At 61.3% G+C, this 24757-nt stretch carries 21 protein-coding genes and 4 tRNA genes; 5 read left to right on the forward strand and 20 right to left on the reverse strand.

The window, feature by feature from the left end:
* Nucleotides 1-288: 288 nt before the first annotated feature.
* Nucleotides 289-1422 carry an RNA ligase RtcB family protein gene (locus tag AC19YX_RS06540; protein ID WP_500605945.1) on the forward strand — a complete coding sequence of 378 codons (1134 nt, stop codon included), beginning with the start codon at nt 289-291 and terminating at the stop codon, nt 1420-1422.
* A complete protein-coding gene (gene prfH, locus AC19YX_RS06545) occupies nt 1422-2039 on the forward strand; it encodes a peptide chain release factor H (RefSeq protein WP_201130281.1) in 618 nt (205 codons plus the stop codon). Before AC19YX_RS06540 ends, prfH begins: the two co-directional genes overlap by 1 nt.
* Nucleotides 2040-2208: 169 nt before the next feature.
* Here the strand turns inward: prfH and AC19YX_RS06550 are convergent.
* Nucleotides 2209-2285 (reverse strand) — tRNA-Val (locus AC19YX_RS06550).
* A gap of 184 nt (nt 2286-2469) precedes the next feature.
* Between AC19YX_RS06550 and AC19YX_RS06555 the strand changes: the two genes are divergently transcribed.
* Nucleotides 2470-3753 (forward strand): NAD(P)/FAD-dependent oxidoreductase, encoded by a 1284-nt coding sequence (locus tag AC19YX_RS06555; RefSeq protein WP_500605946.1) that lies wholly within the window; start codon nt 2470-2472, stop codon nt 3751-3753.
* Nucleotides 3754-3941: 188 nt separating this feature from the next.
* On the opposite strand, the gene AC19YX_RS06560 is transcribed toward AC19YX_RS06555, so the two are convergent.
* The 12 genes from AC19YX_RS06560 to truA form a co-directional block, all read right to left on the reverse strand.
* Nucleotides 3942-4018 (reverse strand) — tRNA-Asp (locus AC19YX_RS06560).
* A 101-nt stretch (nt 4019-4119) separates the two neighbouring features.
* Nucleotides 4120-4196: transfer RNA gene (locus tag AC19YX_RS06565), tRNA-Asp, on the reverse strand.
* A gap of 59 nt (nt 4197-4255) precedes the next feature.
* Nucleotides 4256-4331: transfer RNA gene (locus AC19YX_RS06570), tRNA-Val, on the reverse strand.
* A gap of 176 nt (nt 4332-4507) precedes the next feature.
* Entirely contained in the window at nt 4508-5275 is a 768-nt protein-coding gene (locus tag AC19YX_RS06575; RefSeq protein WP_207202425.1) for an SDR family oxidoreductase, read from the reverse strand.
* Between the two features lie 5 nt (nt 5276-5280).
* Complete coding sequence (locus AC19YX_RS06580; protein WP_078474021.1) at nt 5281-6492, reverse strand: O-succinylhomoserine sulfhydrylase; 1212 nt, start codon at nt 6490-6492, stop codon at nt 5281-5283.
* 35 nt (nt 6493-6527) lie between these two features.
* Complete coding sequence (purF, locus tag AC19YX_RS06585; protein WP_078474020.1) at nt 6528-8033, reverse strand: amidophosphoribosyltransferase; 1506 nt, start codon at nt 8031-8033, stop codon at nt 6528-6530.
* Nucleotides 8034-8074: 41 nt separating this feature from the next.
* Nucleotides 8075-8632 carry a CvpA family protein gene (locus AC19YX_RS06590; RefSeq protein WP_020297838.1) on the reverse strand — a complete coding sequence of 186 codons (558 nt, stop codon included), beginning with the start codon at nt 8630-8632 and terminating at the stop codon, nt 8075-8077.
* Between the two features lie 98 nt (nt 8633-8730).
* Nucleotides 8731-9384, reverse strand: a complete 654-nt coding sequence (locus tag AC19YX_RS06595; protein WP_500605947.1) for an SPOR domain-containing protein — start codon at nt 9382-9384, stop codon at nt 8731-8733.
* The gene (gene folC, locus AC19YX_RS06600) at nt 9368-10675 is read right to left on the reverse strand and encodes a bifunctional tetrahydrofolate synthase/dihydrofolate synthase (protein ID WP_500605948.1); all 1308 of its coding nucleotides are present in this window, start codon (nt 10673-10675) and stop codon (nt 9368-9370) included. Before folC ends, AC19YX_RS06595 begins: the two co-directional genes overlap by 17 nt.
* Nucleotides 10672-11592: an acetyl-CoA carboxylase, carboxyltransferase subunit beta gene (gene accD / locus AC19YX_RS06605; protein WP_020297835.1), complete on the reverse strand. Its 921-nt coding sequence runs from the start codon at nt 11590-11592 to the stop codon at nt 10672-10674. The genes folC and accD overlap by 4 nt, the downstream gene beginning before the upstream one ends.
* 259 nt (nt 11593-11851) lie before the next feature.
* Complete coding sequence (locus AC19YX_RS06610) at nt 11852-12484, reverse strand: phosphoribosylanthranilate isomerase (protein ID WP_500605949.1); 633 nt, start codon at nt 12482-12484, stop codon at nt 11852-11854.
* 63 nt (nt 12485-12547) lie between these two features.
* A complete protein-coding gene (gene truA, locus AC19YX_RS06615) occupies nt 12548-13372 on the reverse strand; it encodes a tRNA pseudouridine(38-40) synthase TruA (protein WP_020297833.1) in 825 nt (274 codons plus the stop codon).
* Nucleotides 13373-13603: 231 nt separating this feature from the next.
* On the opposite strand from truA, the gene AC19YX_RS06620 reads away from it, so the two are divergent.
* Nucleotides 13604-14263, forward strand: coding sequence for a M24 family metallopeptidase (locus AC19YX_RS06620; protein WP_500602561.1), 660 nt, complete (start codon nt 13604-13606; stop codon nt 14261-14263).
* Nucleotides 14264-14383: 120 nt separating this feature from the next.
* On the opposite strand, the gene AC19YX_RS06625 is transcribed toward AC19YX_RS06620, so the two are convergent.
* The 7 genes from AC19YX_RS06625 to leuC form a co-directional block, all read right to left on the reverse strand.
* Nucleotides 14384-16990, reverse strand: coding sequence for a motility hub landmark protein FimV (locus AC19YX_RS06625; protein WP_500605950.1), 2607 nt, complete (start codon nt 16988-16990; stop codon nt 14384-14386).
* 206 nt (nt 16991-17196) lie between these two features.
* Nucleotides 17197-18207 (reverse strand): aspartate-semialdehyde dehydrogenase, encoded by a 1011-nt coding sequence (locus AC19YX_RS06630; RefSeq protein WP_078471267.1) that lies wholly within the window; start codon nt 18205-18207, stop codon nt 17197-17199.
* Between the two features lie 179 nt (nt 18208-18386).
* The gene (gene asd / locus AC19YX_RS06635) at nt 18387-19499 is read right to left on the reverse strand and encodes an aspartate-semialdehyde dehydrogenase (protein ID WP_020297829.1); all 1113 of its coding nucleotides are present in this window, start codon (nt 19497-19499) and stop codon (nt 18387-18389) included.
* A 54-nt stretch (nt 19500-19553) separates the two neighbouring features.
* Nucleotides 19554-20636, reverse strand: a complete 1083-nt coding sequence (leuB, locus tag AC19YX_RS06640) for a 3-isopropylmalate dehydrogenase (protein ID WP_078471266.1) — start codon at nt 20634-20636, stop codon at nt 19554-19556.
* Nucleotides 20637-20687: 51 nt separating this feature from the next.
* Nucleotides 20688-21452, reverse strand: a complete 765-nt coding sequence (locus tag AC19YX_RS06645) for a class I SAM-dependent methyltransferase (RefSeq protein WP_500605951.1) — start codon at nt 21450-21452, stop codon at nt 20688-20690.
* 132 nt (nt 21453-21584) lie between these two features.
* Nucleotides 21585-22229, reverse strand: coding sequence for a 3-isopropylmalate dehydratase small subunit (leuD, locus tag AC19YX_RS06650; protein ID WP_020297826.1), 645 nt, complete (start codon nt 22227-22229; stop codon nt 21585-21587).
* Nucleotides 22230-22231: 2 nt separating this feature from the next.
* Nucleotides 22232-23662 (reverse strand): 3-isopropylmalate dehydratase large subunit, encoded by a 1431-nt coding sequence (leuC, locus tag AC19YX_RS06655; RefSeq protein ID WP_020297825.1) that lies wholly within the window; start codon nt 23660-23662, stop codon nt 22232-22234.
* A gap of 153 nt (nt 23663-23815) precedes the next feature.
* Here leuC and AC19YX_RS06660 point away from each other — a divergent pair, with 153 nt between their 5' ends.
* A complete protein-coding gene (locus AC19YX_RS06660; protein ID WP_078471264.1) occupies nt 23816-24721 on the forward strand; it encodes a LysR family transcriptional regulator in 906 nt (301 codons plus the stop codon).
* Nucleotides 24722-24757: the final 36 nt, after the last annotated feature.

A 24757-nucleotide genomic window follows, 5' to 3' on the forward strand; every position in this document is an offset into this window, starting at 1 on the left:
GATTAGGACCCTGCGCCGTCCCAAACGTGCCCTTTTCCAACCCCGGGTCTCGCCCGGAACAGCCACCCACCGACAAAAATCCGCGACAACCATTGCCAGATTCGCGAACGCGGATTAATCTGCGCGCCCTTCCCACACTTTCGCAAAGGAGATCCACCATGAAATACCTGATCGCTCTTTGCAGGACGTGCCTGGTTTAAACGCTATACCCGCTAGTTTCTAGCGCCTCGCTTACTCCGGATCCGCCCTGCCACTTACCTGAATATTTTCTCCAATCAGGAATTGGACATGGACAATTGCATCCGCAATTTGTCGGCCGGCGTATCACTTATCGCCTCCGACAGCACCTGGATCGAAGACAAAGCGATCCAGCAACTTCAAACGACCGCACAACTGCCCGGCATGCGCCGCGTGGTCGGCATGCCTGACCTGCACCCAGGTCGCGGCTATCCGGTAGGTGCAGCCTTCTTTTCCAGCGAAACCCTTTACCCGGCACTGGTGGGCAATGACATCGGTTGCGGCATGACGCTGTGGCAGACGGACATCCCGAGCGCCCGGTTGAACCTGGACAAGCTGGAAAAGAAAATCGGCAACATCGACACCGCCCTGGATGAGCAATGGCAGGAGGAACTGGCGCTGTTGGCGCTGGCCGCCACCGGCCACGAACACTCCCTGGGCACCATCGGCGGCGGCAATCATTTCGCCGAGCTGCAACAGATCGACGAGATCCATGACAGCGACGCCATGGAAACCCTGGGCCTGGACCGGCGCTCGCTGCTGATGCTGGTACACAGCGGCTCGCGCGGCCTGGGCGAAGCCATTCTGCGCCGGCATGTCGATCAACACGGCCATGCCGGTATCGCGGTCGACAGCCCGGCCGGCGTCGACTACCTGCAACGCCATGACGAAGCCCTGCGCTTTGCCGAAGCCAACCGCCGGCTGATTGCGGAGCGCATCCTGGTCAATCTGCGGGCGAAAGGCCGCAGCGCGCTGGATATCAACCACAACCTGGTATCGCCCGGCAGCGTCGACGGCGAAGCCGGCTGGATCCACCGCAAGGGCGCCACACCGTCCGATCAGGGCGTGGTGGTCATCCCCGGCTCCCGCGGTGACTACAGCTACCTGGTGCAGCCCATCCCGCTTGCCAGCAGCCTGTACTCCCTGGCCCATGGCGCCGGCAGGAAGTGGATTCGCGGCGACTGCAAGGGTCGCCTGGCGGCGCGCTTCAGCTTCGATCAGCTCAAGCGCACCAGCCTCGGCAGTCGAGTGATCTGCGAAGATCGCGCCCTGATGTACGAAGAGGCTCCAGAAGCCTACAAGGCCATCGACAGCGTGGTCGGCAGCCTGCGTGACGCAGGCCTGCTGCACATCATCGCGCGACTCAAGCCGGTGCTGACCTACAAACGCCGGGGGTGCTGCTGATGGTTCTGTTACAGCTGTCATCGGCACAGGGGCCGGCCGAGTGTGAATTGGCCGTGACCAAGGCCCTGCAAAGGCTGCATGACGAAGCCGAAACCCAGGCGGTCAGTCTGTGCGTGATAGAGCGCGAACCCGGCTGGCATAACGGCACCTGCAAGTCGGTACTGGTCGGCCTTGATGGCGACAATGCCAAGGCGCTTGCCGGACGCTGGACCGGCACCCTGCTCTGGAGCTGCAAGAGCCATTACCGACCCGGGCACAAGCGCAAGAACTGGTTCTTCGCCGGCCAGGTCTTCAACGCCCCGCAAGGTAACCAGGAGAGCCAGATACGCTTTGAAACCATGCGTTCTTCAGGACCCGGCGGCCAGCATGTGAACAAGACCGACTCGGCGGTGCGCGCCACTCACCTGGCTTCAGGGATCAGCGTCAAGGTCCAGTCCGGGCGCAGCCAGCACGACAACAAGCGCCTGGCAGTGCTGCTGATTCAGCAGCGCCTCGCAGGCCTTGAGCAGGAAGCCCACAACACCCTGCGCCTGCAGCGCCGGGACTCCCACCACAAGGTCGAGCGGGGCAACGCTGTAAGGTCGTTTGCCGGCCCGACATTCATCCCCCAGGACTGACCACCATCGACCAGAGCCGCCATAAAGGCGGCTCTGCTCCAATCCCGGTGATTGGTAGTGAATGCCAATGGGGAAATCAATGAATGAGGGCTTTGCAAATCCCAGACAACAAAAAAGGGCCCACCTTTCGGTGAGCCCTTCTAGACCGCCCAGCAGAGCGGATTTTGTTTGGTAGGCGCGATTGGACTCGAACCAACGACCCCCACCATGTCAAGGTGGTGCTCTAACCAACTGAGCTACGTGCCTGCTGTGAGGCGGCATTCTACGGAATTCCGGAGGGGTGTCAACACCTTTTTTGCAGCTAAGCCTATGAATATGCGAATTATTTAATTTTTTAGTGGCGAGCAAGACTTTATCAGCGGCTGGCAGCCGATTTTCAACTCAGGTACGATCGGCGCACTCGTAAAATATATTAAACAGAGGCTGCAGGATGGCGAACACTCCCTACCCAGAATCCTATTACGCAGCGTCGGCCAACGCCGTGCCAGAACGCCCTTCACTGCAGGGCGAGGTAGAAACCGATGTCTGTGTGATCGGTGCCGGCTATACCGGCTTGTCGAGCGCGTTGTTTCTACTGGAAAACGGTTTTCGCGTAACAGTACTGGAGGCGGCCAAGGTCGGCTTTGGCGCCTCGGGCCGCAATGGCGGGCAGATCGTCAACAGCTACAGCCGCGATATCGATGTGATCGAACGCAGCGTCGGCCCCAAGCAGGCGCAGTTGCTAGGGCAAATGGCCTTTGAGGGCGCAAGGATCATTCGCGAACGCGTGGCCAAGTACCACATTCAGTGCGACCTGAAGGACGGCGGCGTGTTTGCCGCCCTGACTAGCAAGCAAATGGGCCACCTGGAGTCGCAGAAGCGCCTGTGGGAGCGCTACGGCCATAGCCAACTGGAACTGCTGGACCAACGCCGCATCCGCGAAGTCGTGGCCTGTGATCAATACCTGGGCGGCATGCTCGACATGAGTGGCGGGCACATCCACCCGCTGAACCTGGCCCTGGGCGAAGCGGCAGCCGTAGAGTCCCTGGGCGGCACTATTTATGAGCAATCCCCGGCCCTGCGCATCGAGCGCGGCGCCAATCCGGTGGTACACACGCCACAGGGCAAGGTCAGGGCCAAGTTCATCATCGTCGCGGGCAATGCCTATCTGGGCAACCTGATTCCGGAACTGGCCGCAAAGTCCATGCCTTGCGGCACCCAGGTCATCACCACCGAACCCTTGAGCGACGAACTGGCGAACAGCCTGCTGCCCCAGGATTATTGCGTCGAAGACTGCAATTACCTGCTGGACTACTACCGCCTTTCTGCGGACAAGCGCCTGATCTTCGGCGGTGGCGTGGTCTACGGCGCCCGCGACCCGGCCAATATCGAAGCCATCATCCGACCGAAGATGCTCAAGGCCTTCCCCCAACTCAAAAACGTCAAGATCGATTACGCCTGGACCGGCAACTTCCTGCTGACCCTCTCGCGACTGCCGCAAGTCGGACGCCTGGGCGACAACATCTATTACTCCCAGGGCTGTAGCGGCCACGGCGTGACGTACACCCACCTGGCGGGCAAGGTCCTGGCCGAAGCCCTGCGCGGCCAGGCAGAGCGTTTTGACGCCTTTGCCGACCTGCCGCACTACCCCTTCCCTGGCGGCCAGCTGCTGCGCACTCCATTTACCGCCCTGGGCGCCTGGTACTACAGCCTGCGGGACAAATACGGTTTCTAAACTCCCACAAAAAACCCCGCCAAACAGGCGGGGTTTTCATGTGTGCGGCAGAACCAAAAAACGCGACTGACATTCCAAATATCGAAAACAAAAAACCCCGGTCTTTCGACCAGGGTCTTTGCTATCAATCCGAAGCACCTGTGGCGTCTTCGTAGCTTCAAGGCGTTCAGTGGGCCTTGAGGCAGATATGGCGCAGCGGACGGGACTCGAACCCGCGACCCCCGGCGTGACAGGCCGGTATTCTAACCGACTGAACTACCGCTGCGTATCGCTTGGACTTGCGTCCATTTGAACCTTTTAAATCGTCGGACTGATCAGCTTCGAGGCTTTTCAATCTCAAGCCAGGCGAACCTGACTTGGAAAATATGGCGCAGCGGACGGGACTCGAACCCGCGACCCCCGGCGTGACAGGCCGGTATTCTAACCGACTGAACTACCGCTGCGCGTCGGTTGGAGGCTTCCTTGGAAGCTTCCGCCTTTCTTTCGAAAGACACTCAAGAAGTGGTGGGTGATGACGGGATCGAACCGCCGACCCTCTGCTTGTAAGGCAGATGCTCTCCCAGCTGAGCTAATCACCCTTTGCTTCGTTGAGGCCGCGAAATTTACGCAGATACCGAAGCTAAGTCAATAGCAGCGTTGGAGTTTTTTTCAAAAACAGCTGAGAGCAGCTAGCTTCAAGCTGCAAGAAAAAGCAGCAACAAGGGATACTGCTCACCCCTGCTTGCCGCTTGCAGCTAAAAGCTTGTCGCTGCTCTTATTCCTGATAAATCATTTTCTTGGTCATGCCGCCGTCGACCACGAACTCCTGGCCCGTGACGAACCCAGCGTTCTTCGACAACAGCCAGGCCACCATCGCCGCAACGTCCTCGACCGTCCCGACCCTGCCCGCGGGGTGCTGAGCATGATCAAGATCACTCAACGGCTGCGCACGGCGCGCTGCCGGGTCACGTGCGTCGATCCAGCCCGGACTGACCGCATTGACGCGGATTTCCGGACCCAGGCTGATAGCCAAGGCATGGGTCAAGGCCAGCAACCCACCCTTACTCGCCGCGTAAGCCTCGGTATCGGGCTCGGACTGGCCGGCGCGGGTCGAGGCCAGATTGACGATGGCGCCGCCGTGAGCGCGCAGGTAAGGCGCACAGTGCTTGGCCAACAGCATCGGCCCACTGAGGTTCACCGCCAGTACACGGTTCCAGTACGCCAGATCGAGGCTTTCCAGGGTGATATTGCGCGGATCGGCCACGGCCGCGTTGCACACCAGCGCATCGAGCCGACCAAACTGGCCGAGCACTTGCGCCACACCCTGGGCCACCTGCTTTTCGTCCGAGACATCCATGGCGATAAAGCAGGCGCTCTCCCCCATGACCTCGACCACCTTGGCGCCGCGCGCGCGATCAAGGTCGGTCAATACCACTTGCCAGCCCTCGCTGATCAGCCAGGCGGCGATCCCCAGGCCAATGCCCCGTGCCGCGCCGGTGACCAGCGCAACGCGACCATTGGCACTGCCCTGCTGCGAGGACAACTCGATCACAAGGCGGCCAGGCCGCGAGCCAGGTCGGCTTGCAGGTCGGCAACGTCTTCGAGACCCACAGCGACCCGGATCAGACTGTCGCGAATGCCCGCCGCTTCACGCTCCTGCGGCGCCAGGCGACCGTGAGAGGTGGTGCTCGGGTGAGTGATGGTGGTTTTGCTGTCACCCAGGTTGGCGGTAATAGAAATCAGGCGCGTGGCATCGATAAAGCGCCAGGCACCGTCTTTGCCACCCTTGACTTCAAAACTGACCACCGCCCCGAATCCACGCTGCTGACGCTTGGCGAGTTCGTATTGCGGATGGCTCGGCAGGCCGGCGTAGTGCACCTTCTCGATGCCATCCTGCTGCTCCAGCCACTGCGCCAAGGCCAAGGCATTGGCACAGTGGGCACGCATGCGCAGGCTGAGAGTTTCGAGCCCCTTGAGGAAGATCCAAGCATTGAACGGACTCAGGGTCGGCCCTGCGGTACGCAGGAAACCCACCACTTCTTTCATCTGCTCACCCCGGCCGGCCACCACGCCGCCCATGCAACGGCCCTGGCCGTCGATGAACTTGGTCGCCGAATGCACCACCACGTCGGCACCCAGCTTCAATGGCTGTTGCAACGCAGGCGTGCAGAAACAGTTGTCGACCACCAGCATCGCACCCTTGGCGTGAGCCACTTCGGCCAGCGCGGCGATATCCACCAGCTCTGCCAGGGGATTGGACGGCGATTCGACAAACAGCAATTTGGTATTGGCCTTGATTGCCGCATCCCAGCCGGACAGGTCCGCCAGGGGCACGTAATCGACTTCGATGCCAAAACGCTTGAAGTACTTTTCAAACAGACTGATGGTCGAGCCGAATACGCTACGCGACACCAGCACATGATCGCCCGCGCTGCACAGACTCATCACCACCGACAGAATGGCAGCCATGCCGGTAGCCGTGGCCACCGCCTGCTCGGCACCTTCCAGGGCGGCGATGCGCTCTTCGAAGGCACGCACGGTCGGGTTGGTGTAGCGCGAATAGACGTTGCCTGGCACTTCGCCAGCGAACCGCGCGGCCGCATCGGCGGCCGTACGGAACACATAGCTTGAGGTGAAGAACATCGGGTCACCGTGCTCGCCTTCCGGCGTACGGTGCTGGCCGGCACGTACGGCCAGGGTGTCGAAAGCTACGCCATCAAGGTCGCTGTCCAGCCGACCGGCATCCCAATCCTGACTCATGCCGCCTACTCCTCAAGTCTTCTAAATGCTCTGAATCAGTTGTTGTACAGATCGATGATCGCGCTGACCGCCTGGGTCTTGACCTTGGAGGCATCGTTACGCGCGTTTTCGATCTTGTTCAGATAAGCCTCATCGACGTCGCCTGTGACGTACTTGCCGTCAAACACTGCACAGTCGAAATGCTCGATCTTGATCTTGCCGCCGCCGACCGCTTCGATCAGGTCTGGCAGGTCCTGGTAGATCAGCCAATCGGCACCGATCAGGTCAGCTACGTCCTGGGTCGAACGATTGTGCGCAATCAGCTCGTGAGCGCTCGGCATATCGATGCCGTACACGTTCGGGTAGCGCACGGCCGGCGCCGCGGAGCAGAAGTAGACGTTTTTCGCACCGGCTTCGCGAGCCATCTGGATAATCTGTTTGCAGGTGGTGCCGCGCACGATCGAGTCGTCCACCAGCATCACGTTCTTGCCGCGGAATTCCAGCTCGATGGCGTTGAGCTTCTGGCGTACGGATTTTTTCCGCGCAGCCTGGCCCGGCATGATGAAGGTACGGCCGATGTAGCGGTTCTTCACGAAGCCTTCGCGAAACTTCACACCCAGGTGGTTAGCCAGCTCGAGCGCAGCGGTACGGCTGGTATCCGGGATCGGGATAACCACGTCGATGTCATGCTCAGGACGCTCGCGCAGGATCTTCTCGGCCAGCTTCTCGCCCATGCGCAGGCGCGCCTTGTACACCGAGACGCCGTCGATGATCGAATCCGGGCGCGCCAGGTACACATGCTCGAAGATGCACGGGGTCAGTTGCGGGTTGGTCGCACACTGGCGGGTGTGCAGCTTGCCGTCTTCAGTGATGTAGACCGCTTCACCCGGTGCCAGGTCGCGGATCAGGGTGAAACCCAGCACGTCCAGGGAAACGCTTTCCGAGGCGATCATGTACTCGACGCCTTCGTCAGTGTGACGCTGGCCGAAAACGATCGGGCGGATGCCGTGCGGGTCGCGGAAACCGACGATGCCGTAACCGGTCACCATGGCCACGACTGCGTAACCACCGACGCAACGGTTGTGCACGTCAGTCACGGCCGCGAACACGTCTTCTTCGGTCGGCTGCAACTTGCCGCGCTGGGCCAGCTCGTGAGCGAACACGTTGAGCAGGACTTCGGAGTCGGAGTTGGTGTTGACGTGGCGCAGGTCGGATTCGTAAATCTCCTTGGCCAGCTGTTCAACGTTGGTCAGGTTACCGTTATGCGCCAGGGTGATGCCGTACGGCGAGTTGACGTAAAACGGTTGAGCTTCGGCCGAAGTCGAGCTGCCTGCGGTTGGATAGCGCACATGGCCGATGCCCATGTGGCCGACCAGGCGCTGCATATGCCGTTGATGGAATACATCACGGACCAGACCATTGTCCTTGCGCAGGAATAACCGGCCATCATGGCTGGTCACGATACCGGCAGCGTCCTGGCCGCGGTGCTGGAGGACGGTTAGCGCGTCATACAGCGCCTGATTGACGTTCGACTTACCGACGATACCGACGATGCCACACATGCGACGCAACCCCTACTTAATGAAACTGAACTGAACACATCTTACTGAGGCGTTTTGGCCGGTAAGAGGTGCTCCTTGAACGGAATATCAGCGGGTACGCTGATACCGCTGGCCAGCCACTGACTGCTCCACCCCAATATGAGGTTCTTCGACCAGTCTGCAACCAATAGAAATTGTGGCACCAGTCGCGACTGCTGCCACCAGGAATCCTGTTGTACCGGCCCCAGGCTCAAAAGCCCGACCGCCACGACCACCAGCAACGCGCCACGCGCGGCGCCAAAGGCCATGCCGAGAAATCGATCGGTCCCGGAGAGGCCGGTGACGCGAATCAATTCGCCGATAAGAAAGTTGATCATTGCGCCTACCAGCAAGGTGGCGACAAACATGATGGCACAGCCCGCGATCACGCGAGCCGAAGGTGTTTCGATGTATCCGGCGAGGTACTCGGACAGTGAGCCACCGAACATCCAGGCAACGACTCCAGCGATAATCCAGGTCAGCAGCGACAGTGCTTCTTTGACGAAGCCGCGGCTCAGACTGATCAACGCGGAGATGGCGATTATTGCAACGATCGCCCAATCAACCCAGGTAAATGGCACAGTGCAGCCTACAGACGGATAAGGCGGCGCATTTTAGCAGAGCGCTTGGCTGTCGGTAAGCTGCGATTCACTGTGCTTTTCAAATCAAGCAGATAGCCTTAACCACGCTCAGGCTGAAAACGCACCACAAACCCCTTGAGGTTCTGCTGGCGACCCAGCAAGTCACGCAGGCGATCAGCTTCGGCACGCTCGATCAGCGGACCGACGAATACCCGGTTCTTGCCATCGGCGGAACGGATATAGGCGTTATAGCCTTGACTGCGCAGGGTTTTCTGCAGGTTTTCAGCGCTTTCGCGGCTGGACAGGCTGGCCAGTTGCACCGACCAACTCACCGACAGGCCATTGGCATCGATCCGGCTCTGGCTGGTGTCCGGCCGTGTGCTGGCAACAGATTGAGCAGGTGTAGGCTTGGGCGCGACCGGCGCTGGAGCTGGCTTGATCGCAGCTGTCGGTGGTGCAACAGGGATCGCCGGTGCACTGGGCACAATCGGCGCAGACGGTGCGGACTGCTGCACCACCTCGTCATCGCTCGGAATCGGCTCCTGGGGCAGCGCTTGCGGCTCGGGAACCACAACCGGCTCGACCTGCACCTGAGGCATGACAGGCGCTTGCGGCGCGGCAGGCGCCTCGACGCTGACATGACGCTGCTCATCTTCGCGGGAAAACAGCATGGGCAGGAAGATCACCGCCAGTGCCACCAGAACCAGAGCTCCAACCATTCGCTGCTTGTAGACGTTATCCAGCATAGCCATGTGCAGCTTCCTCCGTGGAGCGCCGGGCGAGCCACTCAAGCGCCTCGGCAACACAATAAAAAGATCCGAACAGCAGGATTTCATCCTCTGCCGTTGCAAGCGCGCACTGCCCTTCCAAAGCGGCAGCAACGCTGTCATAGGACGTTACGCGAGCCCCAAGGTTCTCCAGCGCCGCCTGCAAGTCCGCAACCGGACGCGCCCGAGGGCAATCCAGAGGGGCCACCGCCCAGGTTTCGACCTGCGGATGCAGATGCTCAACCACGCCAGCCAGGTCTTTATCTGCCAGCAGACCAAACACCGCCAGACGCTTGCCAGCCAGCGGCCGACGGCCCAGGCGTTCGGCCAGATACTGCGCGGCGTGGGGGTTGTGGCCCACATCCAGCAGCAGATTAAGGCGCTTGCCTTGCCAATCGAACTGCCGACGATCCAGGCGACCGACCACCCGGGTCTGGCGCAAGGCAGCCACTATCCGCTCTGGCTGCCAAGGTAGGCCCGTCAGCAAATAGGCCTGCAAGGCCAGGGCGGCGTTTTCCATGGGCAGATCGAGCAACGGTAAATCGTGCAGCTCCACCGGGGCACCCGAAAGATCGAGGCCGCGCCATTGCCAGTGCTGCTCGGTCATACCCAGGTCGAAATCGCGCCCACGCAGGAAGAATGGGCAATTGAGCTCACGCGCCCTGTCCAGCAGCGGCTGTGGCGGATTGAGATCCCCACACAGCGCCGGCGCGCCCTGGCGGAAGATCCCGGCCTTCTCGAAGGCCACGGACTCACGGGTATCGCCAAGATAGTCAACGTGATCGACACCAATACTGGTCACCAGCGCCAGATCCGCATCCACCAGGTTGACCGTGTCCAGGCGCCCACCCAGGCCGACCTCCAGCACAACCGCATCAAGCCCGGCACGCTGGAACAGCCAGAAGGCAGCCAGGGTGCCCACCTCGAAATAGGTCAGGGAAATCTCGCCACGCCCGGCATCGACCGCGGCAAAGGCTTCGCACAGCTCGGCATCGCTGGCTTCGACGCCATCGATCTGCACCCGCTCGTTGTAACGCAACAGGTGTGGCGAGTTGTACTCCCCTACTCGCAAACCCTGGGTTCGCAGCAGGGATGCCACGAACGCACAGGTCGAACCCTTGCCGTTGGTACCGGTCACCGTAATCACCCGAGGCGCCGGCTTGCCCAATCCCATGCGGGACGCTACCTCTTGCGAGCGCGCGAGCCCCATGTCGATGGCCGACGGATGCAACTGCTCGAGGTAGGCGAGCCATTCGCCAAGGGTACGTTGGGTCATAGGTTGGCTGGAGCCGGCGGAACCACGATCGGCTCGACAGGTGCGGCGACGAACTCAGGCGTCGGCAGCCCCATCAATTGCGCCAGCAGATTGCCCAGACGTGGGCGCAGTTCCTGACGGGCGATGATCATGTCGATCGCGCCGTGCTCCAGCAGGAACTCACTGCGCTGGAAGCCTTCTGGCAGCTTTTCACGCACGGTCTGCTCGATAACCCGCGGACCGGCGAAACCGATCAGGGCCTTGGGCTCGGCAACGATCACATCACCCAGCATCGCCAGGCTCGCCGACACACCACCGTAGACCGGGTCGGTCAGCACGGAGATGAACGGGATACCTTCCTCGCGCAGACGCGCCAGTACCGCAGAGGTCTTGGCCATTTGCATCAGGGAGATCAGCGCTTCCTGCATCCGCGCACCACCGGAGGCGGCGAAGCAGATCATCGGGCATTTGTTTTCCAGGGCGTAGTTGGCGGCACGAACAAAACGCTCACCGACGATGGCACCCATGGAGCCGCCCATGAAGGAGAACTCAAAGGCCGAAACCACCACCGGCATGCCCAGCAGGGTGCCGCTCATGGAGATCAGCGCGTCCTTCTCGCCGGTCTGCTTCTGTGCAGCAGTCAGGCGATCCTTGTACTTCTTGCCATCGCGAAACTTCAGGCGATCCACCGGCTCCAGGTCGGCGCCCAGTTCGGCACGGCCTTCGGCATCGAGGAAAATGTCGATACGGGCGCGAGCACCGATACGCATGTGGTGATTGCACTTAGGGCAAACATCCAGGGTTTTTTCCAGCTCCGGCCGATACAGCACCGCCTCGCAGGACGGGCACTTGTGCCAAAGACCTTCAGGCACCGAGCTTTTCTTCACCTCGGAACGCATGATCGAAGGGATCAGTTTGTCTACTAACCAGTTGCTCATGCTTTCTTTCTCCAGTACCGGCGGCCCGAACGCTCTGGTTCGCAGCCCCGCGTATGCCCTTGAGCTAAATTCATGTGTGCGGCGATGATCGGTGCGCTACCGCGGTCAGCACGAGGCTCGACCTGCCTGTAGCGAACTGCTCCTCAGCCATCCCGACAGCCCGCAACAGAGCGGTTGCCACTTCGACTTCGGCCTGTCCGAAGACAGTGCCCACCTGTTTTGTACAGTGGAGTTATGGACGGCGGCAGACTGCCAGCCGTCACATCGACTCACTGCTGCCGCGCACGGCCTGCATAAATGCGCGAATCTTTGCCTGGTCCTTGATGCCCTTGCCCTGCTCCACCCCACCACTGACATCCACCGCGTAGGGGCGCACCTGGGCAATCGCCCGGGCCACATTCTGCGCAGTCAAACCGCCAGCAAGGATGATCGGCTTGCTCAGGCCCTGCGGTACCAGTGACCAGTCGAAGGCTTCACCGGTTCCACCGGGTACGCCCTCGACATAGGTGTCCAGCAAAATCCCGCGGGCCTTTGCATAGGTCGCGCAAAGGCCGGCGATATCATCCCCGGCCTTGACCCGCAGCGCCTTGATGTAGGGCCGATGGTAGCCATCACAATCGGCCGGCGACTCATCGCCATGAAACTGCAGCAGATCCAGGGGCACCGCATCGAGAATCTCCCCCAGCTCGCAACGGCTGGCGTTGACGAACAGCCCAACAGTGGTCACAAACGGCGGCAACGCGGCAATGATCGACCGCGCCTGCTGCACCGTGACCGCCCTTGGGCTCTTGGCGTAAAACACCAGGCCGATGGCATCAGCCCCGGCTTCGACCGCCGCCAGCGCATCCTCTATGCGGGTAATCCCACAAATTTTGCTGCGAACGGCTGTCATGTTGTTTAAACCCCGGGGCAAATCCGTAAAAGTTCTGGATGGTAGCAAATGCTTTTCCCAGCGTCAGCCGTCAAGTTCGGTGAAACCGGTGAGGAAATGTGGCCCGATGTATCGCTCCGGCAGTTGGAACTCATCCCGGTACTCGACCTGCACCAGATACAGCCCGAACGGATGCGCCGTAACCCCGCCAGTACGCCGAATGCGGCTCTCCAGCACCTCACCGGCCCACTCCACGGGACGCTCACCCGCGCCAATGGTCATCAACACGCCGGCAATATTGCGCACCATATGATGCAGAAAGGCGCTGGCACGGATATCCAGGACGATCATCTTGCCGTGCCGGGTAACCCGCAGATGGTGAATTTCCTTGATCGGCGACTTGGCCTGGCACTGTCCGGCCCGGAAGGCGCTGAAGTCATGGGTGCCCACCAGGTAGCGCGCGGCCTCGGCCATGCGTTCGACATCCAACGGGCGGTGGTTCCAGGTGACTTCTTCGTTGAGGTGGGCCGGGCGGATCTGATCGTTGTAGATCACATAGCGATAACGCCGGGCAATGGCCTTGAAGCGCGCATGAAAATGCGCCGGCATGACCTGGGCCCAACTGACGCTGACGTCATGGGGCAAATTGATGTTAGCGCCCATGACCCATGCCTTGAGCGAGCGCTCGGCCTGGGTGTCGAAATGCACCACCTGCCCGCAGGCATGCACGCCCGCATCGGTACGTCCGGCGCAGGACAGCACTACCGGGGAGTCGGCCACCTTGGACAGGGCCTTCTCCAGGGTTTCCTGCACGGTGGGCACGCCGGACGACTGCCGCTGCCAGCCGCGATAGCGCGAACCCTTGTATTCAACACCCAGGGCGATTCTGAAAAAGCCTGCGGCCGCCATTTCGGCGGCCGCGTTATCTATATTTGCCAAGAACTTACAGCCCGCTGATGTACGCAAAGGCGGCCATTATAAGGCCGCCGGAAGCAGACGCCATGCGCCACCGGCTTTTAGTTGCAGATCGATCTTCCGCCCAGGGCCACACCTAATGGGATTGCATCGCCACCCAGGTAATCGCTATATAGATAAATATATAACGAACTATAAAAGACCCACCCGACCGAGACCTGATGAATGACCGCCACAAGCAAAGAAGCCGTGGGCCTGGCGTACAGCCTTGAAGGCATGCTCCACGCCAAACGCATGACCTGGGAAGCGATAGCCGAGATGGCCAGGCGCATCACGCCGGGCATGCTCGAATCAGAGGCCCGGGAGCTGGGACTGGCGATTCTCAAGGACCTGAGCATGGAGCGGATCTGGCACCCGCTGCTGATTCGCTTTGGCGAAAACACCCTGAAGACCTTCAAGCAACGCTCCGAAGGCGATCCCCGGCTGGGGCAGAACGATATTTTCTTTATTGACCTGGGGGTGGTCTGGGATCGCCACGAGGGCGACTCCGGTGCCACCTTTACCACCGGCAACGACCCCGAGATGCAGGCCTGCGCCGCCGCGGCCAAAACCCTGTTCGACCGCGTGCACGACCACTGGAAGAACCACCAGGTGGCCGGCCCCGAACTCTACCGCTACGCCGAAGAGCAGGCGAGCGCCATGGGCTGGGTGCTGAACCTGGACATCAAGGGCCATCGCGTCAGTGACTTTCCCCACGCGATCTACCGCGCGGGCGATCTGGGAGATTTCGACGAGTGCCCGAACGTCGGCCTGTGGATCCTGGAGATCCAGATCGCCCACCCTACCCGGCCCTTCGGCGCATTCTACGAAGACCTGCTTACCTGAAACCGCTGCAAACAACGCCTTGCACCGGCCAGATGGCCATCGCAGGCAAGCGCTCAAGCCGAAGCACAAACAAAAACGGCAGCCTCAAGGGCTGCCGTTTTATTTGGACCTCAGCGTCGATCAAGCCAGACGCGTCAGCATCTCCTTGGCTTCGTTTTTCTGGCCATCGCTGCCTTCGGTGATCACTTCGCCGAGAATATCCCGGGCGCCGTCGTTATCACCCATATCAATGTAGGCCTGGGCCAGGTCCAGCTTGGTGGCTACTTCGTCGGTGCCGGAGAGGAAATCAAAATCACCCTCGTCCATGCCGACCGCCGCGTCTTCAGCCGTAAAAGTAGGCTCGGCTACGGCCGGCTGCTCCAGGCTCTGAGACAAACGATCCAACTCGGCGTTGACATCGTCCAGCTCGGAAGCGAATGCATCCTTGGGCTCGGGCTGGGCATCCATCTCGTCGGCCAGCGACAGATCGAAGTCGGCCGGCAGATCCAGATCATCCAGTGGTGCTTCGGTGATCGTAGGCACCTCACCCAGCGGCAGATCCTTGAGATCGTCCTCCAGGCTCAACAGGAAATCCTCGTCACTCTGAGCCGTAGCCGGCAAGTCTTCGCCCAGGTCCAGGTCGAAGTCCGACAGATCGTCCAGGCTTTCCTTGGCCTCGGTCTGCTGTTGCAGCACCGATTCGAAACTCAGGTCATCATCCAGCGGGAACTCGTCCAGGACCGGCTCTGCCGCAACCACAGCCGGCGAGGCCGCTTCCAGATCGTCCAGGCTCAGATCGAAATCAGCATCAAAACCTTCGATTGGCAGCTCGGCAATCGGCGCCGGAGGCTCATCCTGCAACAGCTCCTTGACGTATTCGGCATCCAACTCCGCAGCCACTGCCGCCGCGCCCAGGCCCGCAGCCGCTGCTGCCGCAACCACCATCGCCGGGAAACGGCTCTTGAGTTGCTCGACTTCCGCGTGGTTCTTGCCATTGGCCACCAACTGCCGCTCTTGAGCAACAAAGGCACTCCGATCGCCCTGGAGACCGTAGACCTCCATCAGTTTCAGGCGCAATTCGCTGCGCTGCGGCTCCAGCTTGACCGCTTCTTCAAGCAGCTCAGCGGCCTGATTCAGGCGCCCGGCATTGATATGGTTCTGCGCCTGCTCCAGCACATCGGTCGGATGTTCAACCGCAGCAGCCACCGCAGGGGCTACCACTGCGACCGGCGCCACAACTGGCGCAGGCGCCGGAGCAGGTATTGGGGCGACCGCCAGCTTGACGCTCGGCGCAGGCACTTCCAGGCCTTCGAAGCTGCTTTCCGGCAGATCCAGCTCCTCGGTGGTGATGTCGTTCTCTTCAGACAAGGCCCGGGCCATGCGCAAATGCTTTTCCGCTTCCTGCTGGGCCTTGCGACGGCGCGCCAGAAGCAACAGCAACAGCAGGACCAGGACCGCGCCGCCCCCTACCAGACCCAGCAGGATCGGGTTGGTCAGCAGCTCGTTGAACGTGGCGTCATCGGACTTGGGCTCCTGAGCCGCCACCGGGGTAGCGTCGGGAGCGGCAGCGGGCGTGACAACCGGGGCCGGATCGGTCACCGGGGTTGCAGCAACTGCTGGAGCTTCAGGCTTGGCCACCAATTCTGCGGGCATGGCCGGCGGCACTGCCGCAGCGGCTGCAGGCTTGGCTGCGCCTTCAGCTTCGAGTTTGGCCAATTGATTGTTTTTCAACTCGATCAGGCGTTGCAGCTTATCCAGCTGGCTTTGCAGATCGGTCATGCGGCTTTTCAGCTCGGCATTGTCGCGGCGGGTGGTATCCAGGCTTTCCTGGGTGACCGCCAGTTTGTTGCTCAAATCCTTGCTGTCCCCGGCCGCGCCTTTGCCACGCCCCTTGGCGGAGTCGGCAGAGACCAGGCTCAGGCTGTCTTTGGCTGGCCCCTGCCCGGCCACCTTGTCGCCGCCGCCACGACGAGTGGCATCCAGTTGCTGCTGTCCACGTGTCGCGGAGCGACGGCCCTGGCGCCAGGCAGCATTTTGCGCGGCCACTTCGGCGATCGCCTGGGGCTGCGGCAAGCTGGTGCTCTGCACCGGATCAGGCAGGCGCAGGACCTTGCCGGTTTTCAGGCGATTGATGTTGCCATCGATAAAGGCGTCCGGGTTCAGCGCCTGGATCGCCAGCATGGTCTGCTGCACCGAACCGCCGTTGCGGGCCTTGGCAGCGATTTCCCACAGGGTGTCGCGGGCCGAGGTGGTGTATTGCGCAGGCTTGCTGGCCGCAGTGACCGGTGCCCGCACCGCAGCCACTGCAGGGGCAGGCTTGGCGGCGGCTTCGGCGGTTTGTGCGGAGAATTTCGACGGATCCAGCAACACGCTGTAATCCCGCAGCAGGCGACCGTTGGGCCACATCACCTGCACCAGAAACTTGACCATCGGCTCGGACAGCGGCTTGCTCGACGTGACGCGCAAGACACTTTTGCCGCTGGCATTGATGACCGGGGTAAAACTCAGATCGTTGAGGAAGGCCTGGCGGTCGACACCGGCCTTGGCGAAATCATCTGCCGAACCCAGGCTGGGGACCACTTCGGCCGCGGTGAGATCCTTGACATCCAGCAGTTCGATTTCTGCTACCAAAGGCTGGTTCAGAGTCGACTTCAGCGTCAGCTCCCCGAGCCCAAGCGCATGCGCCATACCGGAGGACAGCGCCGATGCGGCCGCTATTGCTAACACCAGTTTGCGAACTTGAACCATAGCCTCATCCTTTGTCTGAACATTCCTCGGCCAGCGAGAAGGTGTTGTAGCAACTGCCGTAAGGCACTGCGCGCGGCCTTGAATAGCCATTGCGCGCGATTATTTACTCATGCCCTTGGAAGCACCTGACGGTAGCTCACCTCCAGCAAACCAGCCAAGCATAGCGCCCGGCTAGATTCATTCTGCAAATTGTCGCCAAGTATCTTTTACAGAAGGTCTTTTATCAACAACTCAGCCAACTGCACCGCATTGAGTGCAGCGCCTTTGCGTACGTTATCTGACGTCAGCCACAGATTAAGTTCCGCGGGGTCATCGACCCCCGTACGCACCCGGCCGACATACACCACGTCTTGTCCGACCGCATCACCCACCGCTGTCGGATAATCGCCGGCTTCCACCAACTCGACACCCGGCGCGGACTCCAGCGCCGCATTGACCGCTGCCAGGTCGATGGCGCGGCCTGACTGCAAGGTCACGCTATAGCTATCGCCAAAAAACACCGGGGCTTGAACGCAAGTGACAGAAATCTTTAACAAAGGTTGTCCCAGGACCTCACGCAGCTCACGAACCAGGCGTTTTTCCAGCAGGGTATGGCCCTGGGCATCAGGCGTACCGACCTGGGCCAATAAATTGAAGGCCATCTGCCGATCGAAAAAGCGCGGCTCCAGCGGGCGCACGTTGAGCAGTTCGGCGGTCTGGCGTGCCAGCTCCGTCACGGCTTCGCGCCCCTGGCTGGATACCGCCAGGCTCGCTGTCAGGTTGACCCGCTGCAGATCGAGCAAACCCACCAGGGGCGCCAGCACCACCGCCAGCGAGGTCGCCGAAGCGCTCGGGCTGCTCAGTTGCACCGGCTTCTGCAAGCCGGCCAACACCTGGGCATTGGCCTCGGGCACCACATTCGGCGCCTGGGCCGACGGCAACGCGCCGGACAGGTCGATCACCGTGCACTGGGCCGCACTGGCGCGCGGGGCGAAGCTCAGGGTCACCGCCGGGCCGGCGGCAAAAAACACGATCTGCACTTTGCTGAAATCGAACTCGTCGACTTCACGCACACGCACGTTCTTGCCGCGAAACGGCACCGAATGCCCGGCGGACTCGCTGCTGGCCAACAGGTGCAGATTGCCGACCGGAAAATCGCGTTCTTCGAGAATCTGGACGAGGGTTTCGCCGACAGTACCGGTGGCGCCGACAACGGCGATATCAAAGGACTGGTTCATGGTGCTACCTCTGGCGAAACGTGGGGAGCGGCACTTTACCCGGCGCATGGGGACGAGGCAATTCGCCCGCGGGTCACGGCGTGCCCGGTTTGGGCGTTATTGAAAGGAAGCCGACTTTCGGCGCCAAGAAAAAGCCCGCACCTCTTGCAAGGCGCGGGCTCGTTCAGACCATCAGCCGATCAACGCTCCAGCAGGATCCGCAGCATGCGACGCAGCGGTTCGGCCGCGCCCCACAGCAGTTGGTCACCCACGGTGAACGCGCCGAGGAACTGCGAACCCATGTTCAGCTTGCGCAGGCGCCCTACCGGAATGTTCAGGGTGCCGGTGACCTTGGTCGGGCTCAGCTCCTGCATGCTGATATCACGCTGATTGGGCACCAGCTTGACCCAAGGGTTGTGCTGGCTGATCAGCCCTTCGATATCGGCGATCGGTACGTCTTTGTTGAGCTTGATGGTCAGCGCCTGGCTGTGGCAACGCATGGCGCCGATCCGCACGCAGATGCCGTCCACCGGGATCGGGCTCTTGAAGCGACCGAGGATCTTGTTGGTCTCGGCCTGGGCCTTCCACTCTTCGCGGCTCTGGCCGTTCGGCAGTTCCTTATCGATCCACGGGATCAGGCTGCCGGCCAATGGCACGCCGAAGTTTTCGGTCGGGTAGGCATCGCTGCGCATGGCTTCGGCCACACGCCGATCGATGTCGAGGATCGCACTGGCCGGGTCGGCCAGTTGATCGGCGACCGCCGCGTGGGTGGCGCCCATCTGCTTGATCAGCTCACGCATGTTCTGCGCGCCGGCACCGGAGGCCGCCTGATAGGTCATGGCGCTCATCCATTCCACCAGGCCGGCTTCGAACAGGCCGCCCAGGCCCATCAGCATCAGGCTGACGGTGCAGTTGCCGCCGATGTAGTTCTTGGTCCCGGCGTCGAGCTGCTGGTCGATGACCCGGCGGTTGACCGGATCCAGGACGATGACCGCGTCATCCTGCATGCGCAGGCTGGAAGCGGCATCAATCCAGTAACCCTGCCAGCCGGCTTCGCGCAGCTTGGGGAATACTTCGCTGGTGTAGTCGCCACCCTGGCAGGTCAGAATCACGTCGAGGGTTTTCAGCTCTTCAATGCTGTACGCGTCCTTGAGCGGGGCAATGTCCTTGCCCACGGACGGGCCTTGGCCGCCGACATTGGAGGTGGTGAAAAACACCGGCTCAATAAGGTCGAAGTCTTGCTCTTCCAGCATCCGCTGCATGAGCACGGAACCGACCATACCGCGCCAACCGATCAGACCTACACGTTTCATCGCAACTACACCTATACAAAAGTGGGCCACCGTCTGAGCGGTGGGCCCGAAAGATTACAGATTCCGCAGCGCGGCGACTACTGCATCGCCCATTTCCTGCGTACCTACCTTCTCGCAACCGGCAGACCAGATGTCACCGGTGCGCAAACCTTGATCCAGCACCAGGCTCACGGCCTGCTCGATGGCAGCCGCCGCGTCGTGCAGATTGAAGCTGTAACGCAGCATCATCGACACCGACAGAATGGTCGCCAACGGGTTGGCAATGCCCTGCCCGGCGATATCCGGCGCCGAACCGTGGCATGGCTCGTACATGCCCTTGTTGTTGGCATCCAGGGATGCCGACGGCAGCATGCCGATGGAACCGGTGAGCATCGACGCTTCGTCGGACAGGATGTCGCCGAACATGTTGTCGGTGACGATCACGTCGAATTGCTTCGGCGCGCGCACCAGTTGCATGGCCGCGTTGTCCACGTACATGTGGCTCAGTTCGACGTCCGGGTAATCCTTGGCCACTTGCTCGACCACTTCACGCCACAGCTGGCTGGATGCCAGGACGTTGGCCTTGTCCACCGAGCACAGCTTCTTGCCGCGCACACGGGCCATGTCGAAACCGACCCGGGCGATACGGCGGATTTCACTCTCGCTGTACGGCAGAGTGTCGTAGGACTGACGCTCGCCGTTTTCCAGCGTGCGCGTGCCCCGTGGCGCGCCGAAGTAGATACCGCCGGTCAGCTCGCGCACGATGAGGATGTCGAGACCGGAAACGATCTCCGGCTTCAGGCTCGACGCGTCGGCCAGTTGCGGGTAGAGGATCGCCGGACGCAGGTTGCCGAACAGGCCCAGCTGGGCACGGATTTTCAGCAGGCCGCGCTCAGGGCGGATATCACGCTCGATCTTGTCCCATTTCGGACCGCCCACGGCGCCCAGCAATACTGCGTCAGCGGCGCGGGCACGCTCCAGGGTTTCATCCGCCAGGGGTACGCCATGCTGGTCGATGGCCGCGCCGCCGATCACGTCGTGGCTCAGCTCGAAACCCAGGTTGTACTTGTCATTGGCCAGGTTCAGGACCTTGACCGCCTCGGCCATGATTTCCGGGCCGATACCGTCACCGGGGAGAATCAGAATCTGCTTGCTCATGCGTTCCTCGTTTGCTCTGTCGGCGTGCCCGCGGGCACACCCGGGAAAATGTTATCGCTCGGCCCACAGCACCAGTACATCTGTACTGAACGAACCATCGGCCTCAATCTCAAAATAATCGCGCACTTCGTTGCCCATGGCTTGCTGCAACTGGCGAATGGCAACCCGCAGCTCCTGCGGCGTGCGCATGCGCTCAACCCAGGAGTTGTACTCAAGACGCAGGCGCTGGCGCGTGGTACTGCGTGTATGCAACCCCGCCTCGCTGACCTGGTGCAGCCACTCACCCGCCGAATAATCGCGCACATGGCTGGTATCGCGCAGCACTTCGACGCTTTGCAGGTAAGTGTCGAACAGCGGGCTGCCCGGCGACATCACATCGATAAAGGCCGCGACGCCACCGGGTTTCAGCACCCGACGCACTTCACGCAGGGCCAGGCCGAGATCGCTCCAATGGTGCGCCGAGTAGCGGCTGAAGACAAAGTCGAACTCGCCATCGGCAAACGGCAGGCGCTCGGCGGCGCCCCGCACGGTGCTGATATTGCCCAGGCCACGGTCCACTGCCGCCCCCGCCACCACATCCAGCATCTGCTGCGAGAGGTCGTAGGCCACCACTTCGCTGACCAGCGGCGCCACATGAAAACTCACATGACCGGCGCCACAGCCCAGGTCCAGCAAGCGCGCAGCGCCCTGCCCCGCCAGTGCCGATTGCAGCAGGGCGAATTCGGTGCCTTGAGCGTGCACCGCACTGCTCAGATAGGCCGAGGCCTGTTCACCGAATTGCTTTTGCACGACTTGGCTATGGGCGTTGCTGGTCATGATGAAGTCCTTTGGGAAGATGTTGCCGGGTTCAGACTATGAATTTTCGGTCGAAACCGGTGGGAGCGCTGCCTGCGCATGGGCGCAGGCAGCGACGTGACAGTACTCGACGGATGACTACCGAGGTTCGGCTCAGGCGTCGCGAAACAACCAGGGCTGGCTGGCGCGATGCTTGGCTTCGAACGTCGCAATCGCATCGCCGTCCTGCAGGGTCAGGCCAATGTCGTCCAGACCGTTGAGCAGGCAGTGTTTGCGGAACGCATCGATCTCGAAGTTCAAGACCTTGCCGTCAGGACGGGTCACGGTCTGGGCTTGCAGGTCGACCTGCAACTGGTAGCCGGGGGTGGCCTCCACTTGCTGGAACAGTTCGTCGACTTCAGCGTCGCTCAAGATGATCGGCAGCAAGCCGTTCTTGAAGCTGTTGTTGAAGAAGATGTCGGCATAGCTGGGCGCGATGATGCTGCGGAAACCGTACTCTTCCAGGGCCCAGGGCGCGTGCTCGCGGCTCGAGCCGCAGCCGAAGTTCTCCCGGGCCAGCAACACACTGGCACCCTGGTATCGCTCGGCGTTGAGCACGAAATCCTTGTTCAAGGGACGCTTGGAGTTGTCCTGATACGGTTGCCCCACATCCAGGTAACGCCACTCATCGAACAGGTTCGGGCCGAAGCCGGTGCGCTTGATGGACTTCAAGAACTGCTTGGGGATGATCTGGTCGGTGTCGACGTTGGCACGGTCCAAAGGCGCGACAAGACCAGTGTGCTGGGTAAAAGCTCTCATGATTACTGCGCTCCCTGGGTCAATTCACGGACGTCGATGAAGCGACCGTTCACTGCGGCGGCGGCGGCCATGGCCGGGCTCACCAGGTGGGTACGACCACCGGCGCCCTGACGGCCTTCGAAGTTGCGGTTGGAGGTCGATGCACAGTGCTCGCCCGACTCCAAACGGTCCGGGTTCATTGCCAGGCACATCGAGCAGCCCGGCTCACGCCATTCAAAGCCGGCCTCGAGGAAAATCTTGTCCAGCCCTTCCGATTCGGCTTGAGCCTTCACCAGACCCGAGCCCGGCACCACGATGGCCTGCTTGATGGTCGAGGCCACTTTGCGGCCTTTGGCGATCACGGCGGCGGCGCGCAAGTCTTCGATGCGCGAGTTGGTGCAGGAGCCGATGAATACACGGTCCAACTGAATGTCGGTGATCGCCTGATTGGCGGTCAAACCCATGTATTTCAAGGCGCGGACAATGGAGTCGCGCTTGACCAGGTCCATTTCCTTGGCCGGGTCCGGCACGTTCTGATCCACGGCCAGAACCATTTCCGGGGAAGTGCCCCAGCTGACTTGCGGCTTGATCTGCGCAGCGTCGAGCTCGACCACGGTGTCGAAGGTGGCGTCGGCATCGGACACCAGGTCTTTCCAGGCTTCGACGGCCAGGTCCCATTCGGCGCCCTTGGGTGCAAACGGGCGGCCCTTGACGTATTCCACGGTCTTTTCGTCCGCCGCCACCAGACCCACGCGAGCGCCGGCTTCGATGGACATGTTGCAGATGGTCATGCGGCCTTCGACGGATAGGTCACGGATCGCGCTGCCGGCGAACTCGATGGCATGGCCGTTGCCGCCGGCGGTGCCGATCTTGCCGATCACCGCGAGCACGATGTCCTTGGCGGTCACGCCAAAAGGCAAGGTGCCTTCAACGGACACCAGCATGTTTTTCATTTTCTTGGCGACCAGGCACTGCGTGGCGAGCACATGCTCGACCTCGGAGGTGCCGATACCGTGGGCCAGGGCACCGAAGGCGCCGTGGGTCGAGGTATGGGAGTCGCCGCAGACCACGGTCATGCCCGGCAAGGTTGCACCCTGCTCCGGACCGATCACGTGGACGATGCCCTGGCGCACGTCGTTCATCTTGAATTCGACAATGCCGTATTCGTCACAGTTGTCATCAAGGGTCTGAACCTGCAGGCGCGAGACCTGGTCGGCAATCGCTTCGATCCCGCCTTTGCGCTCAGGCGTGGTGGGTACGTTGTGGTCCGGGGTGGCGATGTTGGCATCGATGCGCCAAGGCTTGCGCCCGGCCAGACGCAGGCCTTCGAAGGCTTGCGGCGAAGTCACTTCGTGGATGATGTGACGATCGATATAGATCAGCGCCGAACCATCGTCGCGCTGTTTGACCAAATGCGAATCCCAGAGCTTGTCGTAGAGCGTTTTGCCGGCCATCAGACGTTTCCTCATCAGCTTGTTTCTATGCCGCGGGTCATTGCTGACACCCAATCAATAACCCCTTGGCTTGTGAGGCTGATGCTATGGCGTTACATTAAATAACTCAAATTCATATTTTTTATGCTTTGGATAACCAACTGGAATACGAACATGGACCTGGCCAACCTCAATGCTTTTATTGCCATCGCTGAGACCGGCAGTTTCTCCGGGGCAGGCGAACGGCTGCATCTGACTCAACCCGCCATCAGCAAACGTATTGCCGGGCTGGAGCAGCAACTCAAGGTCCGGCTGTTCGATCGCCTGGGTCGTGAAGTGGGCCTGACCGAGGCCGGGCGCGCCCTGCTGCCACGGGCTTATCAGATTCTCAACGTACTGGATGACACGCGCCGGGCGCTGACCAACCTTACCGGCGAAGTCACTGGGCGCCTGACCCTGGCCACCAGCCACCACATCGGCTTGCACCGCTTGCCTCCGCTGCTGCGGGCCTTTACCCGGAAATACCCGGACGTGGCCCTGGACATCCAGTTTCTCGACTCGGAAGTGGCCTACGAAGAAATCCTCCATGGCCGCGCCGAACTGGCGGTCATCACCCTGGCCCCCGAGCCCCATGCGTTGGTCAAGGCCAAACCGGTATGGGACGACCCGCTGGATTTCGTCGCCGCGCCCGAGCACCCGCTGGTCAGTAATGGCCAGGTCAGCCTGGCGGACATTGCCTTGCACCCGGCGGTTTTCCCCGGCGGCAATACCTTTACCCACCATATCGTGCAGCGCCTGTTCGAAGCCCAGGGGCTGACGCCGAACATCGCCATGAGCACTAACTATCTGGAAACTATAAAAATGATGGTGTCCATCGGCCTGGCCTGGAGCGTTCTGCCGCGCACCATGCTCGACGATCAGGTGGCGCGCATCCCTTTACCGGGCATACAGCTCACTCGCCAGCTAGGCTATATCCTGCACACCGAACGGACGCTGTCGAACGCTGCGCGGGCTTTCATGGCCTTATTGGATGCACAAATCGATTGGCCAGGGAGTCAGGCACAAGAACCCCGGCAATAATCTGTGCCTACCCTTTAATACTTTGAGCTTCCCGCG

This window comes from Pseudomonas sp. MF09150 (assembly GCF_059862355.1).

What these genes read in the sequence shown, in the direction of transcription:
- AC19YX_RS06540 (WP_500605945.1), top strand. Translation starts at nt 289, where the DNA reads ATGGACAATTGCATCCGCAATTTGTCGGCCGGCGTATCACTTATCGCC.
- prfH (WP_201130281.1), top strand. Translation starts at nt 1,422, where the DNA reads ATGGTTCTGTTACAGCTGTCATCGGCACAGGGGCCGGCCGAGTGTGAA.
- AC19YX_RS06555 (WP_500605946.1), top strand. Translation starts at nt 2,470, where the DNA reads ATGGCGAACACTCCCTACCCAGAATCCTATTACGCAGCGTCGGCCAAC.
- AC19YX_RS06580 (WP_078474021.1), bottom strand. Translation starts at nt 6,492, where the DNA reads ATGAGTCAGGATTGGGATGCCGGTCGGCTGGACAGCGACCTTGATGGC.
- purF (WP_078474020.1), bottom strand. Translation starts at nt 8,033, where the DNA reads ATGTGTGGCATCGTCGGTATCGTCGGTAAGTCGAACGTCAATCAGGCG.
- AC19YX_RS06595 (WP_500605947.1), bottom strand. Translation starts at nt 9,384, where the DNA reads ATGGCTATGCTGGATAACGTCTACAAGCAGCGAATGGTTGGAGCTCTG.
- folC (WP_500605948.1), bottom strand. Translation starts at nt 10,675, where the DNA reads ATGACCCAACGTACCCTTGGCGAATGGCTCGCCTACCTCGAGCAGTTG.
- accD (WP_020297835.1), bottom strand. Translation starts at nt 11,592, where the DNA reads ATGAGCAACTGGTTAGTAGACAAACTGATCCCTTCGATCATGCGTTCC.
- AC19YX_RS06610 (WP_500605949.1), bottom strand. Translation starts at nt 12,484, where the DNA reads ATGACAGCCGTTCGCAGCAAAATTTGTGGGATTACCCGCATAGAGGAT.
- truA (WP_020297833.1), bottom strand. Translation starts at nt 13,372, where the DNA reads ATGGCGGCCGCAGGCTTTTTCAGAATCGCCCTGGGTGTTGAATACAAG.
- AC19YX_RS06620 (WP_500602561.1), top strand. Translation starts at nt 13,604, where the DNA reads ATGACCGCCACAAGCAAAGAAGCCGTGGGCCTGGCGTACAGCCTTGAA.
- AC19YX_RS06625 (WP_500605950.1), bottom strand. Translation starts at nt 16,990, where the DNA reads ATGGTTCAAGTTCGCAAACTGGTGTTAGCAATAGCGGCCGCATCGGCG.
- AC19YX_RS06630 (WP_078471267.1), bottom strand. Translation starts at nt 18,207, where the DNA reads ATGAACCAGTCCTTTGATATCGCCGTTGTCGGCGCCACCGGTACTGTC.
- asd (WP_020297829.1), bottom strand. Translation starts at nt 19,499, where the DNA reads ATGAAACGTGTAGGTCTGATCGGTTGGCGCGGTATGGTCGGTTCCGTG.
- leuB (WP_078471266.1), bottom strand. Translation starts at nt 20,636, where the DNA reads ATGAGCAAGCAGATTCTGATTCTCCCCGGTGACGGTATCGGCCCGGAA.
- AC19YX_RS06645 (WP_500605951.1), bottom strand. Translation starts at nt 21,452, where the DNA reads ATGACCAGCAACGCCCATAGCCAAGTCGTGCAAAAGCAATTCGGTGAA.
- leuD (WP_020297826.1), bottom strand. Translation starts at nt 22,229, where the DNA reads ATGAGAGCTTTTACCCAGCACACTGGTCTTGTCGCGCCTTTGGACCGT.
- leuC (WP_020297825.1), bottom strand. Translation starts at nt 23,662, where the DNA reads ATGGCCGGCAAAACGCTCTACGACAAGCTCTGGGATTCGCATTTGGTC.
- AC19YX_RS06660 (WP_078471264.1), top strand. Translation starts at nt 23,816, where the DNA reads ATGGACCTGGCCAACCTCAATGCTTTTATTGCCATCGCTGAGACCGGC.